General features: G+C 68.2%; 15 protein-coding genes. 7 read left to right on the top strand and 8 right to left on the bottom strand.

Annotation, left to right across the window (positions count from 1 at the left end; genetic code table 11):
- The 6 genes from urtE (at nt 1) to NGK62_RS25690 (ending at nt 6,321) form a co-directional block, all read left to right on the top strand.
- Complete coding sequence (urtE, locus tag NGK62_RS25715) at nt 1-699, top strand: urea ABC transporter ATP-binding subunit UrtE (RefSeq protein ID WP_059377784.1); 699 nt, start codon at nt 1-3, stop codon at nt 697-699.
- 75 nt (nt 700-774) lie between these two features.
- Entirely contained in the window at nt 775-1,188 is a 414-nt protein-coding gene (locus NGK62_RS25710; RefSeq protein WP_251881010.1) for a DUF2946 domain-containing protein, read from the top strand.
- 187 nt (nt 1,189-1,375) lie between these two features.
- Nucleotides 1,376-3,577, top strand: coding sequence for a TonB-dependent receptor (locus tag NGK62_RS25705; RefSeq protein WP_059377781.1), 2,202 nt, complete (start codon nt 1,376-1,378; stop codon nt 3,575-3,577).
- A gap of 23 nt (nt 3,578-3,600) precedes the next feature.
- Nucleotides 3,601-5,130, top strand: a complete 1,530-nt coding sequence (locus NGK62_RS25700) for a PepSY domain-containing protein (RefSeq protein ID WP_251881009.1) — start codon at nt 3,601-3,603, stop codon at nt 5,128-5,130.
- Between the two features lie 65 nt (nt 5,131-5,195).
- Nucleotides 5,196-5,624, top strand: a complete 429-nt coding sequence (arsC, locus tag NGK62_RS25695) for an arsenate reductase (glutaredoxin) (RefSeq protein WP_251881007.1) — start codon at nt 5,196-5,198, stop codon at nt 5,622-5,624.
- Between the two features lie 91 nt (nt 5,625-5,715).
- Nucleotides 5,716-6,321, top strand: coding sequence for a phosphatase PAP2 family protein (locus tag NGK62_RS25690; RefSeq protein ID WP_059377774.1), 606 nt, complete (start codon nt 5,716-5,718; stop codon nt 6,319-6,321).
- A gap of 13 nt (nt 6,322-6,334) precedes the next feature.
- On the opposite strand, the gene NGK62_RS25685 is transcribed toward NGK62_RS25690, so the two are convergent.
- From NGK62_RS25685 to ogt, 4 genes are all read right to left on the bottom strand, one after another.
- Nucleotides 6,335-7,315: a Bug family tripartite tricarboxylate transporter substrate binding protein gene (locus NGK62_RS25685; RefSeq protein WP_251881005.1), complete on the bottom strand. Its 981-nt coding sequence runs from the start codon at nt 7,313-7,315 to the stop codon at nt 6,335-6,337.
- A 108-nt stretch (nt 7,316-7,423) separates the two neighbouring features.
- Nucleotides 7,424-8,509, bottom strand: a complete 1,086-nt coding sequence (locus NGK62_RS25680; protein ID WP_059377770.1) for a tartrate dehydrogenase — start codon at nt 8,507-8,509, stop codon at nt 7,424-7,426.
- Between the two features lie 202 nt (nt 8,510-8,711).
- Entirely contained in the window at nt 8,712-9,677 is a 966-nt protein-coding gene (locus NGK62_RS25675) for a DUF3829 domain-containing protein (protein WP_251881003.1), read from the bottom strand.
- A 73-nt stretch (nt 9,678-9,750) separates the two neighbouring features.
- Nucleotides 9,751-10,299, bottom strand: a complete 549-nt coding sequence (ogt, locus tag NGK62_RS25670) for a methylated-DNA--[protein]-cysteine S-methyltransferase (RefSeq protein ID WP_251881001.1) — start codon at nt 10,297-10,299, stop codon at nt 9,751-9,753.
- 147 nt (nt 10,300-10,446) lie between these two features.
- Here ogt and NGK62_RS25665 point away from each other — a divergent pair, with 147 nt between their 5' ends.
- Entirely contained in the window at nt 10,447-11,892 is a 1,446-nt protein-coding gene (locus NGK62_RS25665; protein ID WP_251880999.1) for an AlkA N-terminal domain-containing protein, read from the top strand.
- A 13-nt stretch (nt 11,893-11,905) separates the two neighbouring features.
- Here the strand turns inward: NGK62_RS25665 and NGK62_RS25660 are convergent, their stop codons facing one another.
- From NGK62_RS25660 to NGK62_RS25645, 4 genes are all read right to left on the bottom strand, one after another.
- Entirely contained in the window at nt 11,906-12,811 is a 906-nt protein-coding gene (locus tag NGK62_RS25660) for a LysR family transcriptional regulator (protein WP_059377762.1), read from the bottom strand.
- 47 nt (nt 12,812-12,858) lie between these two features.
- Nucleotides 12,859-13,341 carry a YajQ family cyclic di-GMP-binding protein gene (locus NGK62_RS25655; RefSeq protein WP_251880998.1) on the bottom strand — a complete coding sequence of 161 codons (483 nt, stop codon included), beginning with the start codon at nt 13,339-13,341 and terminating at the stop codon, nt 12,859-12,861.
- A 79-nt stretch (nt 13,342-13,420) separates the two neighbouring features.
- Nucleotides 13,421-14,209 (bottom strand): heme ABC transporter ATP-binding protein, encoded by a 789-nt coding sequence (locus tag NGK62_RS25650; protein WP_059377754.1) that lies wholly within the window; start codon nt 14,207-14,209, stop codon nt 13,421-13,423.
- Nucleotides 14,206-15,150 carry a FecCD family ABC transporter permease gene (locus NGK62_RS25645; protein ID WP_118934840.1) on the bottom strand — a complete coding sequence of 315 codons (945 nt, stop codon included), beginning with the start codon at nt 15,148-15,150 and terminating at the stop codon, nt 14,206-14,208. The genes NGK62_RS25650 and NGK62_RS25645 overlap by 4 nt, the downstream gene beginning before the upstream one ends.
- Between the last annotated feature and the right edge of the window lie 15 nt (nt 15,151-15,165).

The following is a 15,165-nucleotide window of genomic DNA, read 5'->3' as shown; positions in this document are numbered from 1 at the left end:
ATGCTGGACGTGAACGCGATCGACCAATACTACGGCGGCAGCCACACGCTGCGCGGCGTCTCGCTGTCCTTGCGCCAGGGCGAATGCCTGGCGCTCTTGGGGCGCAACGGCGTGGGCAAGACCACCCTGCTCAAATGCGTGATGGGCGTGCTGCCGGTGGCGCACGGCAACATTGCCTTCGACGGCGCGGACGTCACGCGCCTGGCGCCGCACCAGCGCGCCGCGCGCGGCATGGCCTATGTGCCGCAGGGCCGCGACATCTTCGCCCGGCTGACGGTGGAAGAGAACATTTTGATGGGCATGGCGACCAAGCCGGCGGCGCGCGCCCGCCGCATCAAGGAAGAGGTGTACGAACTGTTCCCGGTGCTGCGGACCATGCTGTCGCGCCGCGGCGGCGACCTGTCCGGCGGCCAGCAGCAACAGCTGGCCATCGCCCGCGCCCTGGTGGCCGAGCCCAAGCTCATCATCCTGGACGAGCCCACGGAAGGCATACAGCCGTCCATCATCAAGGACATCGCCCGCGTCATCCACATGCTGCGCCAGCGCGGCGACATCGCCATCCTGCTGTGCGAGCAGTACTTCGACTTCGCGCGCGAACTGGCGGACCATTTCGTGGTGCTGTCGCGTGGCGTCGTGGTGGCGCGTGGAGACCGCGCCGCCATCGACGGCGAGGACGTGCGGCGACATCTGTCGGTCTAGGACGGATACGAAATCGCATTTTTCACCGAGGGGCTCTGGACGGCGGCCCCAACTGCTCCGATATAATCGGGCGCCATGTGCTCCGCTGCCTACCTGACCCGCCCCGCCGTGTGGATCGCGCTCGTCGCGATCCTGTGGGCGTCGTTGGCGCCGTCGCTGGCGAATGCGCTGAGCCTGTCTCCGGCCAGCCACAACGCCCATCGCATCAGCGTCGACTTCTGCACCAGCGAAGGCGCGGGGCAAGCCTCCCTGACCCTGGAGGTGCCGGGCGGCAACGATAACGGCACCCAGGCGGACAGTCACGGCGACAGCCATCACTGCCCGCTGTGCCGCAACCCCAATGCCGACGTGGGCATACTGCCCACGCCTGTTCCCGTCGTGCCTGCTCCTCTAGGGCGCGCCATCACCTATCCGCCGCTGTTCTTCCTTGCGGCGCATCCTCTTCATGCCTGGAGCGCGGCCCAGCCGCGCGCACCGCCAGCGGTCTGAGCCTGCGCGCCCCGTCGCCTGATGGCGATCGCTGCGCGCCGGTACGCCGTCACCCCATCGCCACGTTGCGTCCGCGCCTCTCGCGCGTGCGCACGCGTGCCGCCATTCAGGCTCATGCGCTCCGGCCAGTCCCGTCCGTTCCAGGCGGGGACTTCCTGGCGCGCGGGCCGGACCACCGGTTCCAGACATGAAGAAAACCACGACCTACACCCTGCTGCTGGGCGCGCTCGCCAGCGGCTCCGCCCAGGCCCTGACCACGGAACCCGCCGTGCCCACCCTGGCGCCCACCACCGTGCACGGCGCCGCCGCCGAAGAGCCCGCGCCCAACGGCCCCATCGACCTGAACGTACGCGACAGCACCGGCAGCCGCCTGGGCCTGACCCTGCGTGAAACGCCGGCCAGCGTCACCGTGATCTCGCGCGAACAGATCGAGGCGCGCGGATCCTTGAACACGCAAGAGATCGCCCGTGGCATCCCTGGCGTGGACAATGCCTCGCCGCCCGGCAACGCGGGCGCGGTCAGCTACCGCGGCTTCGCTGGCGGCCAGGTCTCGCAGCTGTTCAACGGCATTTCCGTGCAGTACGACTCCATCGCCGCGCGGCCGGTGGACAGCTGGATCTACGACCGGGTCGAAGCCATCGGCGGCCCCTCTACCTTCCTGTTCGGCGCGGGCGCGGTGGGCGGCGCCATCAACTACGTCACCAAGCTGCCCGAGCGCGACACCTTCTACGACGGCCAGCTGCGGGTGGGATCGTTCGACAGCCGCCAACTGTCGGTGGGGCTGAACCAGCAACTGGCGGGCGAACCCGGCGGCCGCGGCCACTATCTGCGCATCGACGCCAACACCGGTTCCAGCCACGGCTGGGTCGATGGCAACCATTCCCGCGCCAGCCAGGTCGCCGCCTCGCTGCTGTCCGACCTGGGCGCGGACGTGACCCAGACCTTCGCCTTCGAGTACCAGCGCGAACAGGTCGACCGCCCCTACTGGGGCACGCCGCTGAAAACCGACGCCAACGGCGTGGTGCAGGGCACGGGCCGCATCCTCGATGGCACGCGCTTCAAGAACTACAACGTCAACGACGGCCTGTACGAGCAGTCGGTGCTGTGGGCGCGGTCGCTGACCGAATGGCGCGCCGGCTCCAATCTGACCTTCAAGAACACGCTCTACTACTACCGCGCCGAACGCGATTACCGCAACCTGGAAAACTACCGGCTGAACGCCGGCAACAGCCTGGTGCTGCGGTCCGGGGCGCTGTTGCAGCGCCACGAACAAAGCCTGATCGGCAACCGCGTGGAAGGCCTGTACCGCTCCACCCTGGCCGGCCTGCCCAGCGACTGGTCCTTCGGCGTGGACGTCAGCCAGAACAAGATCACGCGCTATCCCACCAGCCTGCCCGGCCAGGTCGACGCGGTCGATCCCTACGACTTTTCGCCCGGCGATTTCTACGACATTCCCGGCATGAAGCGCGGCCACGTCGCCGACCGCGACAACCGCATCCGCACGCTGGCGCTGACCATGGAAAACCGCACCACGGTGCTGCCGGGCGTGGCCATCGTATCGGCATTGCGCAAGGACTTCATCGACCTGGACCTGACCAATCGCCGCGCCGTCACCGCGGCCTCGCCCGCCAGCGCGCAGCGCAGCTACTCGCCGCTGACCGGGCGGCTGGGCGTGAACTGGGAGCTGAGCCCGGAGGCCTCGCTGTATGCGCAGTACGCCACCGCGGCCGATCCCCCCTCGGGCATCCTGGCCACCGCCTCGTTCGCCGACGTGCTGAACAATGACAAACTCACCACCGGCAGGCAGGCGGAAGTCGGCGGCAAGTTCAACTTCTGGGACGGCCGCGGTTCGGCCACGGTGGCGCTCTACGAGATCAAGCGCAAGAACATGGCGACCTCGGACCCGAACAACCCCGGCGTGAGCGTGCCCGTGGGCGCGCAATCGGCGCGCGGCATCGAACTGGCCGGCGGCCTGCAGCTGACGTCCCAGCTGTCCTTGCAGGGCAACGTCGCCTTCGTCGATCCCAAGTACGACGATTTCTCGCAATCCGTGGGCGGCGTGGCGGTCTCGCGCAACGGCAACGTGCCCACCAATACGCCGCGCCGCCTGGCCAACGTCTGGCTGGACTATGCCTTCCTGCCCGACTGGACCGCCAGCATGGCCGCGCGCTACGTGGGCCGCATGTACGCCGACGCCGCCAACAGCGTCTGGACGCCGTCCTACACCGTGTTCGACGCGGCGCTGTCGCACCGCATCAACCGCAACCTCAGCGTAACGGCCCGCGTGCGCAACCTGACCGACAAGGTCTACGCCGCGAACGCGACGCCGACCATGTACTACCTGGGCGCGCCCCGCTCGTTCGAGCTCACCTTGCAGGCCCGCTTCTGAGCGGCGTGCCAGGACAGACCGCCATGAACACGACGCTCCCCCCCTCGACCCGCCATCGCGCCGGGCCGCCGCTGTCGGCGCGCGCCAAGCGCTGGCTGTACCTGATCCATCGCTGGACAGGCATCGTGCTGTGCCTGTTCTTTGCCATGTGGTTCATCTCTGGCGTGGTGATGATGTACGTGGGCTATCCCAAGCTCACGCCGCAGGAACGCCTGGCGCACTTGCCCGCGCTGGATTCCGCGGGAATTACCGTCACGCCCGCGCAGGCGCTGGCGGCGGCGGGCGCCAAGGACGCCGCCGGCATGGTGCTGGCCGCCGCGCGCGGCGGCGCGCCGGTCTACGTGATTCCCGGCGAGGCGCGGCGCGCACCCAGGATGGTGGACGCCGCCAGCGGCGCGCGGTTGCCCCCTGCCGACGCCGCCACCGCGCTGGCCACGGCGCAGGCCTGGTCCGGCGGACAGCACGCCGCCCGCTATCTGGGCACGGTGGACGAAGACGCCTACACCCATTCGCGCGCGCTGGGTCCGGACCGGCCGCTGCACCGGGTGGACCTGGACGATCCCGCGCATACGCGACTCTACATCTCGTCCGCCACGGGCATGGTGGTGCTGGACGCCACCCGCGCCGAGCGCATCTGGAACTACGCCGGCGCCTGGATCCACTGGTTGTATCCATTCCGCGGCAATGCGCTGGACGGCTGGTGGCACGACATCGTGGTGTGGCTGTCGGTCGCCGGGGTGCTGCTGGCCGTGACGGGCACGGTGGTCGGCATCCTGCGCTGGCGCTTCTCGCGGCCCTATGCCAGCGGCAGCCGCTCGCCCTACCGCGAAAACATGATGCGCTGGCATCATTTGAGCGGCCTGCTGTTCGCGGTCATCACCATCACCTGGATCTTCAGCGGACTGATGTCCATGAATCCGTGGAAGCTGTTCAGCACGGGCGCGCCGCCCTTGGCGCAGGCGGCCTATGCCGGCGCGCCGGGGGACACGCTGGCCGCGCCCGGTGAGCTGATCGCCGCCCTGCCGGCGGCGCCGCGCGAATTGCGCTGGGCACGCGCCGATGGCCAGGACGTAGTGCTGGCGCGCAGCGCCGCTGGCGCCCCGCTGGTGCTGTCGGCCGGCAACGCGCAGCCCCATGCGTTCGACCCGGCGGCCTTGCGCGCCGCCGCCGCCCGGCTGGTCCCGGGCGCCCGGCTCGCCAGCGCCGAAACGCTGCAGGCCTACGACTTCTATTACTACGCCCGCGACGAACACGCGATGCTGGGCCATGTCGAGAAGCCGCTTCCCGTCTGGCGGCTGGCCTATGACGATCCCCAGGCGACCTGGGTCTATCTGGACCCGCGCACGGGACAGATCGTGAGCCGGCAGGACAGCGGCGCGCGCACCAGCCGCTGGCTGTTTGCCTTCCTGCATAGCTGGGACTGGACCGGTCTCCTGGCGCGCCGCCCGCTGTGGGACGTCCTGCTGGTGTTCCTGAGCCTGGGCGGCGCGGCGCTCAGCCTGACAGGCGCGGTGATAGGCTGGCGGCGGCTGGGCAAGAAGCTGCGCGCCTGAAGCGCGGGCGCGGATGCACTATGCTCACAGCCTTGCATGACGATCTACCGGAAAGAGGAGCTTCCATGTCCGACGTAACCATCTATCACAACCCCAAGTGCGGCACCTCGCGCAACACCCTGGCCATGATCCGCAACGCCGGCATCGAACCGGAAGTCGTGCTGTATCTGGAAACGCCGCCCTCGCGCGCCACCCTGAAGGCGCTGTTCAAGAAGGCCGGCGTCAGCGTGCGCGAGGCCCTGCGTGAAAAGGGCACGCCCTATCAGGAACTGGGCCTGGACGACGTGTCGCTCTCGGACGATGCGCTGCTGGACGCGATCGAGCAGCACCCCATCCTGCTGAACCGTCCCTTTGTCACGACGCCGCTGGGCGCGCGCCTGTGCCGCCCGTCGGAACTGGTGCTGGACATCCTGCCGGCCCCGCAGCAAGGCGCCTTCGCCAAGGAAGACGGCGAAGCCGTGATCGACGCGCAGGGCAAACGCATCCAGAAGTAAAAGGACGCGGTCCGCGGCCTTTTGTAAGCGGACTGACGGCTGGGATCATTACCATCGCGGCAATCGTTTCATTACGCCGCGATGACAATTCATGAATTCCCTTGAAAGCCTCAACCAGTCCCTTTTTCTTTCGATCAACGCCGACCCGGCCACCCCGATCTGGCAGATCCACGCCGCCATGCTGGTGGCGAACCGGCTGATCCTGCTGGTGCCGGCCGTACTGGCCGCCCTGTGGCTGTGGGGCGGCCGGCCGCAGCGCGACATGGCGCTGAAGGCGTTGGCCAGCATCGCCTTGGCGCTGTTCGCAAGCTACCTGTGCGGCGCGCTCTGGCCGCACGCGCGCCCCTTCGTCCTCGGCCTGGGACATGCGTTCTTCCCGCACAAGGCGACGTCCTCGTTTCCCAGCAATCACACCATCATCATCGCCACGCTGGCGTTCGCGCTGATCTACGACCGGCGCTGGGCCGGATGGGGCTGGCTGGCGCTGGCCGCGGCCGTCCTGGTCGGTGCCTCGCGCGTCTACCTGGGCGTGCACTTCCCGCTGGACATCCTGGGCGGACTCCTGCTGGCGCCGCTGGCCGCCGGGCTGACCGCCATGGCATGGCGCCGCTGCGGCGAGCCCCTGACAGGCGCGGCGCAGGGCCTGTACCGCAAGGCGCTGGCCCTGCCGATCGCGCGCGGCTGGATCCGCGCCTGAAGGCGCGCCGCGCTCAGTTGATCGCGACCTTGGCGTCCTTGACCAGCTTGGCGTAGTTCTCGGTATCCGCGCCGATGCGCGCCTTCATCTCGGCAGGCGTATCACCGATAGGCACCGCGCCTATTTCCGCCATCCGCCGCGAGAAGTCGGGCGAACGGATGATCTTGACCATCTCGGCATTCAGGCGCCCGACCACGTCCGCCGGCGTGGCCGCCGGCGCCAGCACGCCGAACCAGGTCCCCATGTTGAAGGGTTTGAGGCCGGCTTCCTCCATGGTCGGCACATCGGGCAGCGCGGCCGAACGCTGATTGGTGGTGACGGCCAGCGCGCGCAGCTTGCCGCTCTGGATGTGCGCCAGCACCGGCGTCACGGTGTCGAAGGACATGTCGATCTGGCCGCCCAGCAGGTCGGTCGTCAGCGGGCCGCTACCCTTGTAAGGCACATGCAGCAACTGCACATGCCCTTCCTTTTCGAACTGCGCGCCGATCAGGTGTTGTCCCGTACCCATGCCGTTCGAGCCATAGGTCAGCTTGCCCGGCTGGCCTTGCGCCAGTTTCAGCAGCGACTTCACGTCCTGCGCCGGCAGCTTGGGATTGACCACCAGCACGTTGGGCACCAGGGCCACGGTAGTCACCGGCGCGAAATCCTTCTGGAAGTCGTAATGCAGGCTCTTGTAGACGCTGGTGGCGATGGTGTGGTGCACGGCGCCCATCAGCAGCGTATAGCCGTCGGGCGCAGCCTTGGCCACGTAATCCGCGCCCAGGGTCGAACCCGCGCCCGGCTTGTTCTCCACCACCACGGGCTGGCCCAGGCTCTTGGCGAGCTCCTGGCCCAGCGCGCGCGCCAGCACGTCGGTGGTGCCGCCGGCCGGAAACGGCACCACCAGGTTCACCGGCCGGGCCGGATAGCCCTGCGCCTGCGCGCCGCCGGCGATGGTCAGGCCCGCCAGGCAGGCCAGCGCCAGGACGCGCGCGGGTATCGTTCTCTTGTGCATGCTTGTCTCCTCGGTACGAATGGAATTCGCTTGTTGTCGTGGATCCCGCGGCGGGCCTGGGGTCTCGCGCCCCGGTCCCGCTTCAGGTCTGCTTCGGGTCTGCTACGCCTATGCGGCCTTGGCCCTGCCCGCAGCCGCCAGCTTCGCGCACACGGCTGCCGTGACCTGCTCCGTGGTGGCGGTTCCGCCCAGGTCGCCCGTATGCAGAGAGGGATCGGCGGTCACGCTTTCGATCGCCTGCATCAGCCGCGCCGCGGCCTGCGTCTCGCCCAGGTGCTCCAGCAGCATGACCACGGACCAGAAGGTGCCGACCGGGTTCGCCAGGCCCTTGCCCATGATGTCGAAGGCCGACCCGTGGATGGGTTCAAACATGGAGGGATAGCGGCGTTCCGGATCGATGTTGCCGGTGGGCGCGATGCCCAGGCTGCCGGCCAGCGCCGCCGCCAGGTCGCTCAGGATGTCGGCGTGCAGATTGGTGGCGACGATGGTATCCAGCGATGCCGGGCGGTTCACCATGCGGGCGGTGGCCGCGTCGACCAGTTCCTTGTCCCAGGCCACGTCCGGAAACTCGCGGCTCACCTCCAGGGCGATCTCGTCCCACATGACCATGGCGTGGCGCTGCGCGTTGGACTTGGTGACCACCGTCAGCAGCTTGCGCGGACGGGATTGCGCCAGCTTGAAGGCGAAGCGCAGGATGCGTTCGACGCCCGCGCGGGTCATGATGGACACGTCGGTCGCGGCTTCCAGCGGATGGCCCTGGTGCACCCGGCCGCCCACGCCGGAGTATTCGCCCTCGGAGTTCTCGCGCACGATGACCCAGTCCAGCTGGCCCGGCGCGCAGCGCTTGAGCGGCGCGTCGATGCCGGGCAGGATGCGCGTCGGGCGCACATTGGCGTACTGGTCGAAGCCTTGGCAGATCTTCAGCCGCAAGCCCCACAGAGTGATGTGGTCGGGAATGTGCGGATCGCCGGCCGAACCGAACAGGATGGCGTCCTTGCCGCGCAGCGCGTCCAGGCCGTCGGCCGGCATCATCACGCCGTGCTTGCGGTAATAGTCGCCGCCCCAGTCGAAATCCTCGAACTCGAAGCTCAGGCCGCCGTCCCGGGCCAGTTCCTGCATGATGCGCTGTCCGGCCGGAATCACTTCCTTGCCGATGCCGTCGCCGGGGATGGTTGCGATGCGATAGGTCTTCATATGCCGACTGGGCTCCTTGCTGGTGGAATGCTGTCGGCACTGTACTGACGCCCGCGAGCGGCGGGCGCAATGGAATTCAAAACATCTTTTACCTGGAGTTGAAGGTGGCGCACGGGCGGGAAAAGCGAACGCGCAAAAAAACAGCGCCCGCATGTGGCGCTGTTCCAGGTAGCGGCCATGACCGGCCGCAGGCATGCAGCAATCAGCAGCGGCCGATGTTCAGGTCGGAGATCAGGTTGTTGAAATTCTGGCGCAGACTGTTGGCGTCGTCCTCGATGGTGGGACGCATCATCTTGAACGCACCGGTGCGCGCCGCGTCTTCCTTGTAGCGGCCATTGTTAGTGTGCTCCAGGATCTTGCGGCCGGAGGCCAGGAAGCCGTTGACGTTCATCATCATGCCGGAGCAGCCCTTGGCATCAGCCTCGCGCGTCTTCTTGTCGAAGCCCAGCGCCATTTCGTTCATCTTGTCCAGCTCCTGCTTGAAGGCCTCCTGGTCGGCGCCCAGGCCCTTGCCCTCGAACACGCCCGACGCCTTGTCCATCGTAGCCTTGCCGTAATAGACCATGCCGGCGCGGTAATAGGCGACCGTGTCCTTCTTGGCTTTTTCAAAGGCTTCCTTGGTGTTGGCCGTGTCCTTGATGGAGATGCCGCGGTAGAAGCCGTTTTCCGCCTTCACGACTTCGGTCAGCGCCGCGACGTAGGCTGGGCTCTTCTCGCGCGCCAGCGCGCCGTTGTCGGACAGGAAGGTCTTGGCTGCAGCATAGTTCTGCAGTTCATGGCTCAGCGGCGCCAGCTTGCCCAGCGCATCCGAGAACGCCTTGGCGGGCGCGTCGATCTCGGCAATAGGCGTCGGCATCGCCAGCGCGCGATCGAGCTTCTCCTTGGTGCGCTGGATCGTCGAGTCGTTGCTGATGACGAAATCCTTGAGCGGCTTGCCTTCCTTCAGCGCCGGGACGGCGTAGGCCTCGTAGCGTTCCAGCGCCTGCTCGAAGGTCGTGGAAATGCTGTTGGCGGTGTCGACGTACTGGTTGTACTTGATGATCTCGGACTGAGCGGTAGTCGGCTCGGACGCTTTCGCTTCCTTCTTGGCGCTGTCGTCGCCGCACGCGGCGAGCGCCAGCGTGACGGCCAGAACTGCGAACATGCGCAAGGGGCGCGGCATAAACATCTTTGATTCCTGTTGCGGGTTGCTCTGAAGGGGACGCATGATATGCCCTCCAGATGCTTAACACGCTACAAATCTATTCAACCCTGTCACAAGAATTTTCAAGCCATCTCTGCTCGTGATCCAGCAACCAGCGCTTGCGGTGCAAACCGCCGCCGTAACCGGTCAGGGCAGCGTCCGCGCCCACGATGCGGTGGCAAGGCACGACGATGCCGATGGGATTCGCCCCGTTGGCCGCGCCCACCGCGCGCACGGCGGCGGGACGCGCGATGCGGTGCGCCAGCGCGCCGTAGCTGATCGACTGGCCGCCCGATACTTCCCGCAATGCCCGCCACACCGCGCGCTGGAAATCGGTGCCGCCGGTGGCCACGTCCAGCGCGTCGATGGCACGCACGTCGCCGTCGAAGTAGTCCAGCAGCGCGCGCCGCGCGGGCGACGCCTGGACCGCATCGCGCAATTCGACCTGCTGCTTGCGGTACTGCCTGCGCAACAGCAGGTGCATGCGCGCTTCGTAGTCTTCCCAATCGACCGCCCGCAGGCGCTGCTGCTCGTCGCTCAGGACCAGCATCAGGCCGATGGGCGTGGGAACGCGCTCAAGAAAGAAAGCCTGGGTTTGGACGGGCATGGCGGACTCCAGCGTAGGTGATCGACCGTAGCACTATAGGCGTTGACGCGGGCTCTGCGCTGGCGGTTTTCGGACAGGAATGCCGCATCCACAACACTGTCCGAAAACCGCTAGATCCAACGCTCGCCGCGGCGTTAGCATGATCTCATGGACCTGAACCACGACGCCTGCTACAGCGCCATCCAAGTGCGCGACTCCCGTTACGACGGCCGCTTCTTCACCGCCGTGAAGACCACGCGCATCTATTGCCGTCCGGTCTGTCCGGCGCGCACCCCATTGTCGAAGAACGTCACGTTCTATGCCACGGCGGCAGCGGCGCAAGAGGCCGGCTACCACCCCTGCCTGCGCTGCCGGCCCGAGACCGCGCCGGAGGTCGGGCCGGGGCATGAGCTGCCCGATGGCGTGGCCCGCGCGCTGCAGTTGATCGAACTGGGCGCGCTGGACGAGGACGGCGTGGACGTGCTGGCGCAGCGCCTGGGCGTGGGCGAACGCCAGTTGCGGCGCCAGTTCCGCCAGCACCTGGGCGCCTCGCCCGTGGCCGTGGCACAAACGCGGCGCGTGCTGCTGGCCAAGCAGCTGATCCACGAAACCCGGCTGCCGATGGCCGAGATCGCCTTCGCATCGGGCTTTGGCAGCATCCGCCGCTTCAACGAGATCTTCCACGACCTGTTCGCGCGCGCCCCAGGCGACCTGCGGCGCTCCGGCAAGCCGGAAGTGTCGGCGGCGCAAGAAGGCGAGATCAAGCTGCTGCTGCGCTACCGCCCGCCCTATGACTGGGACGCCATGCTGGCCTTCCTGCGGCTGCGCGCGATTCCCGGCATCGAGCAGGTCACGGACGACAGCTACGCGCGCACCGTCCTGCTGGACGGCTGCCAAGGCACGGTGACGGTGCGCCCGGGCCGCGGCGATGCGCTCGAGGCCACGGTGCGCTTTCCCCGGCTGCAGGCGCTGCCGGCCATCATCGCGCGCCTGCGCCGCGTCTTCGACCTGGCCAGCGATCCGGTCGCCATCGCCGCGCAGTTCGCCAGCGATCCCGTGATGACCGAGCTGATCCGCGCGCGGCCTGGCCTGCGCGTGCCCGGCGCCTGGGACGGCTTCGAGCTGGCCATGCGCGCCGTGCTGGGCCAGCAGATCACGGTGGCCGCGGCCATACGCCTGGCCGGCAAGCTGGTGGCCGCGCACGGCGCGGCCATGGCGCGTCCAGAAGGCGCGCTGACGCATGTATTCCCCTTGCCTGAAGCCGTGGCGGCGGCCGAGCTGGCCTCGCTGGGCATGCCGCGCAGCCGCGCCGCAACCTTGTCGGCGGTCGCCGCGGCGGCGGTGGCGGACAGGCATCTGTTCGATGCCGCCGGCGGCCTGGAGGATGCGGTCCGCCGGCTGCGCACAATACGGGGCGTGGGCGAATGGACGGCGCAATACATCGCGCTGCGCCAGTTGCGCGAGCCGGACGCGTTTCCGTCCGCCGACATCGGCCTGATCCGGGCCTTGGAAAGGCTGGAAGCGCGGACCTATACGCCCGCGCAATTGCTGGCCCGCGCCGAAACCTGGCGGCCCTGGCGCGCCTACGCGGCGCAGCACCTGTGGACGGCCTGAGCGAAGGCCGGGCTTACCACCGGTCTTCCGCGCCCTTCCTGAAATAGGCCACCAGGAAGTCCACGAACACGCGCACCTTGGCCGACAGATGGTGCCGTTCCGGAAAGACCGCGTAGATGTCGGCTTGCGGCAAGGCGTAGTCCTCCAGCACCTGCACCAGCCTGCCGCTGCGCAGATAGCGCGCCAGGTCCCATTCGGCGCGCTGCAGGATGCCCAGGCCGGCCAGGCCCCAGGTCAGCGTCACTTCGCCGTCATTGCTGCTGAGGTTGCCGCGCACCTTCACGGTTTCGCTGCGGCGTCCCTTGGTGAAGCGCCACAGGCCGTACGCGGCTTCATTCTGCCGCAGCACGATGCACTGGTGCCGCGCCAGGTCGTGCGGCGTGGCGGGAATGCCGTGGCTCTTCAGGTAGCCCGGCGACGCGCAGACCAGGCGCCGGTTGGGCGCGATCTTGCGGGCGATGAGGCGGGTGTCGGGCAGGTCGCCGAAGCGCACGGCCACGTCGACGGCGTCCTGCACGAAGTCGGCCGGGCTGTCGGTCAGCTGTAATTGCAGCGACACCTCGGGATATTTCTGGGCGAATTCCGCAATCGCGGGCGCGATGTAGCTGCGGCCGAAACCCAGTGGCGCGTTGACCTTGAGCAGGCCGCGCGGGCTGTCCTGGCGGCTGGCGATCAGCTGGTCCAGGTCTTCGATCTCGCCCAGGATGCGGCGGGCGTTTTCCAGGTAGACCTCGCCTTCCGCGGTCAGGCTCAGGCGCCGCGTGCTGCGGTTGACCAGCCGCACGCCCAGCCGCGCCTCGATCTGGGCCAGCCGCTTGCTGACCGCGGCCGGCGTGACGCCCAGCTCGCGGGCGGCGGCGGACATGCCGCCGGCGCGCACCAGTTCGACGACCAGCTGCAACTCGTTGGAATGTCCCATGGCCCCTCCAGGTCCGCAGGGTGCGCGGCACCCTGGCGCGGGGCGGATCAGTCGCGGAAGTTTTCGAACTGCAGCGGCAGGTCGACGTCGGTCTTCTTCAGCAGCGCGATGACGGTCTGCAGGTCGTCGCGCTTCTTGCCGCTGATGCGCAGCTTGTCGCCGTTGATCTGCGATTCCACCTTGAGCTTGGCGTTCTTGATGGCGGCGATGAGCTTCTTGGCCACCGGCTGCTCGATGCCCTGCTTGATGGTGACCTTCTGGCGGGCGCCGCCCAGGTTTTCGAGGGGATCGGCCACGTCCAGGCAGCGCACGTCGATGCCGCGGGCCGACAGGCGGCCGCGCAGGATGTCCAGCATCTGCTTGAGCTGGAAGGCGCTGGAAGCGACCTGCGTTACGACAAACTCGTCGAGCTCGAACTTGGCGTCGCTGCCCTTGAAATCGAAGCGGGTGGCCAGTTCGCGGTTGGCCTGGTCGACGGCGTTGGAGAGTTCGTGTTTGTCGACTTCGGAGACGACGTCAAAAGTAGGCATGACACGGGGTCCTGTTGGGTAAATGTTGAAAAAGGCGAATACCGGGGTATCGCCTATTTTACCGGCCCCGCGGTCCGAGTCACGCCGTCAGCACCAGCAGGCGGCCGGCTTGCAGGGGATGCGCAATCACCTGCGCGTCGATGCCGTAGGCCAGATACAGATTGGCCGGCGTCAGGACCTCTGCCGGCGTCCCCTGCGCGATGCCGCGTCCGCCGCAGAGCAGCAGCAGGCGGTCGCACCAGCGCGCGGCCAGATTCATATCGTGCAGGATCACCAGTACGCCCGTATTGCCGGCATGGGCCAGCTCCCAGGAGCGCCGCAGCAGGTCGCCCTGATGCTTGGGGTCCAGGCTGGCGGTGGGTTCGTCCAGCAACAGGTAGCGCGGCTCGTCGCGTTCGCGCGCGGCATGGCATTGAACCAATACGCGGGCGAACTGGACGCGCTGCTGTTCGCCGCCGGACAGCTCGGGATAGCGCCGCCCGGCAAGATGCGCCGCGTCGGCCTCTGCCAGCGTTTGCGTCACCAGCGCGTCCACCACGGATGGCGCCAACTCCGGGAACGGATAGGCGCCCATGGCGACCACCTCGCGCACGCTCAGGTCGAAGCTCAGCCCCGGCTTTTGCGGCAGCACGGCGCGGCGGCGCGCCTGTTGCCGGTGCGGCATGGCGGCAAGCGGGGTCTCGCCCAAACTCAGCTGGCCCGCATCGGCAGCCAATTCCGCTGACAACGCGCCCAGCAGGGTGGATTTGCCAGCGCCGTTGGCCCCCAGCAAGCCCACCACTTCTCCCGGGCGGATGTCCAGCGATACATCGGTGAGAATGCGCGCTGCGCCGCGGTTCACGGTCACGTTTTGCGCGGAAAGCGTCATCCTATCCTCCGTCCGCGCGCCAGCAGCCACAAGAAGAACGGCCCGCCCACCAGGCCCGTCACCAGGCCGATGGGCAGTTCGGCCGGCACCACCACGGTACGCGCCAGCCAATCCGCGAGGATCAGCGCCAGGCCGCCGGCCAGGACGGTCGCGGGCAGCAGCCAGCGGTGATTGGCGCCCAGCGTCATGCGCACCAGGTGCGGCACCACCAGGCCGACGAAGACGATGGTGCCCGTGGCGGCGACCAGCGGTCCCACGATGAGCGCGCTGGCCAGCACCAGCCTGGCCCGCACGCGCTTGAGCGTGTAGCCCAGGTGCTGGGCTTCGCGTTCGCCCAGCAGCAGCGCGTTCATGACGCGCCACTGACTCATCAGCCACAGACTCACCAGCAGCACCCACGGCCCCAGGAACGACAACACCTTCCAGTTCGCGCCGCCCAGGCTGCCCATGTTCCAGAACGTCAGGTCGCGCAGCTGCGCATCGGTGGCGACGAAGGTGAACAGGCCGATCAAGCTGAACGCCATGGCCGTGATGGCCACGCCCGCCAGCAACAGCCCCGCCACGCCCGGCACGCGCCGGCCCACCGCGTAGGCGCAGAGCGTGGCCAGCAGGCTGCCGGCGAAGGCGGCAGGCGCGGTAACCCAGAAACCGCCGGACGTCAGCACGATGGCGGCCACCGCCCCAAGCGCGCCGCCCGCCGATATGCCGATCAGGCCGGGCTCGGCCAGCGGATTGCGGAACAGCGCCTGCATGGCCGCGCCGGCCACCGCCAGGCCGGCGCCCGCCACCAGCGCGAACAGCACGCGCGGCAAGCGGATGTCGATCAGCACATTGCGCCACAAGGCAGTCTCGGGCGTGGGCGCGCCCCACAGCAGGGACGGCAGTTCGCGCAGGGGGATCGCCACCGCGCCGTTGGCGGTGGCGGCCACCACCGCCAGCATCAGGGCCGCCGCCAG

This window comes from Achromobacter sp. Marseille-Q4954 (genome assembly GCF_943737025.1).
Taxonomy (GTDB): Bacteria; Pseudomonadota; Gammaproteobacteria; order Burkholderiales; family Burkholderiaceae_B; genus Achromobacter; species Achromobacter bronchisepticus_A.
This window is presented reverse-complemented; position numbering and strand designations above follow the sequence as displayed.

Coding starts and splice junctions, on each gene's coding strand:
- urtE (WP_059377784.1), top strand. CDS start 1: ATGCTGGACGTGAACGCGATCGACCAATACTACGGCGGCAGCCACACG.
- NGK62_RS25710 (WP_251881010.1), top strand. CDS start 775: ATGTGCTCCGCTGCCTACCTGACCCGCCCCGCCGTGTGGATCGCGCTC.
- NGK62_RS25705 (WP_059377781.1), top strand. CDS start 1,376: ATGAAGAAAACCACGACCTACACCCTGCTGCTGGGCGCGCTCGCCAGC.
- NGK62_RS25700 (WP_251881009.1), top strand. CDS start 3,601: ATGAACACGACGCTCCCCCCCTCGACCCGCCATCGCGCCGGGCCGCCG.
- arsC (WP_251881007.1), top strand. CDS start 5,196: ATGTCCGACGTAACCATCTATCACAACCCCAAGTGCGGCACCTCGCGC.
- NGK62_RS25690 (WP_059377774.1), top strand. CDS start 5,716: ATGAATTCCCTTGAAAGCCTCAACCAGTCCCTTTTTCTTTCGATCAAC.
- NGK62_RS25685 (WP_251881005.1), bottom strand. CDS start 7,315: ATGCACAAGAGAACGATACCCGCGCGCGTCCTGGCGCTGGCCTGCCTG.
- NGK62_RS25680 (WP_059377770.1), bottom strand. CDS start 8,509: ATGAAGACCTATCGCATCGCAACCATCCCCGGCGACGGCATCGGCAAG.
- NGK62_RS25675 (WP_251881003.1), bottom strand. CDS start 9,677: ATGTTTATGCCGCGCCCCTTGCGCATGTTCGCAGTTCTGGCCGTCACG.
- ogt (WP_251881001.1), bottom strand. CDS start 10,299: ATGCCCGTCCAAACCCAGGCTTTCTTTCTTGAGCGCGTTCCCACGCCC.
- NGK62_RS25665 (WP_251880999.1), top strand. CDS start 10,447: ATGGACCTGAACCACGACGCCTGCTACAGCGCCATCCAAGTGCGCGAC.
- NGK62_RS25660 (WP_059377762.1), bottom strand. CDS start 12,811: ATGGGACATTCCAACGAGTTGCAGCTGGTCGTCGAACTGGTGCGCGCC.
- NGK62_RS25655 (WP_251880998.1), bottom strand. CDS start 13,341: ATGCCTACTTTTGACGTCGTCTCCGAAGTCGACAAACACGAACTCTCC.
- NGK62_RS25650 (WP_059377754.1), bottom strand. CDS start 14,209: ATGACGCTTTCCGCGCAAAACGTGACCGTGAACCGCGGCGCAGCGCGC.
- NGK62_RS25645 (WP_118934840.1), bottom strand. CDS start 15,150: ATGCTGGCGGTGGTGGCCGCCACCGCCAACGGCGCGGTGGCGATCCCC.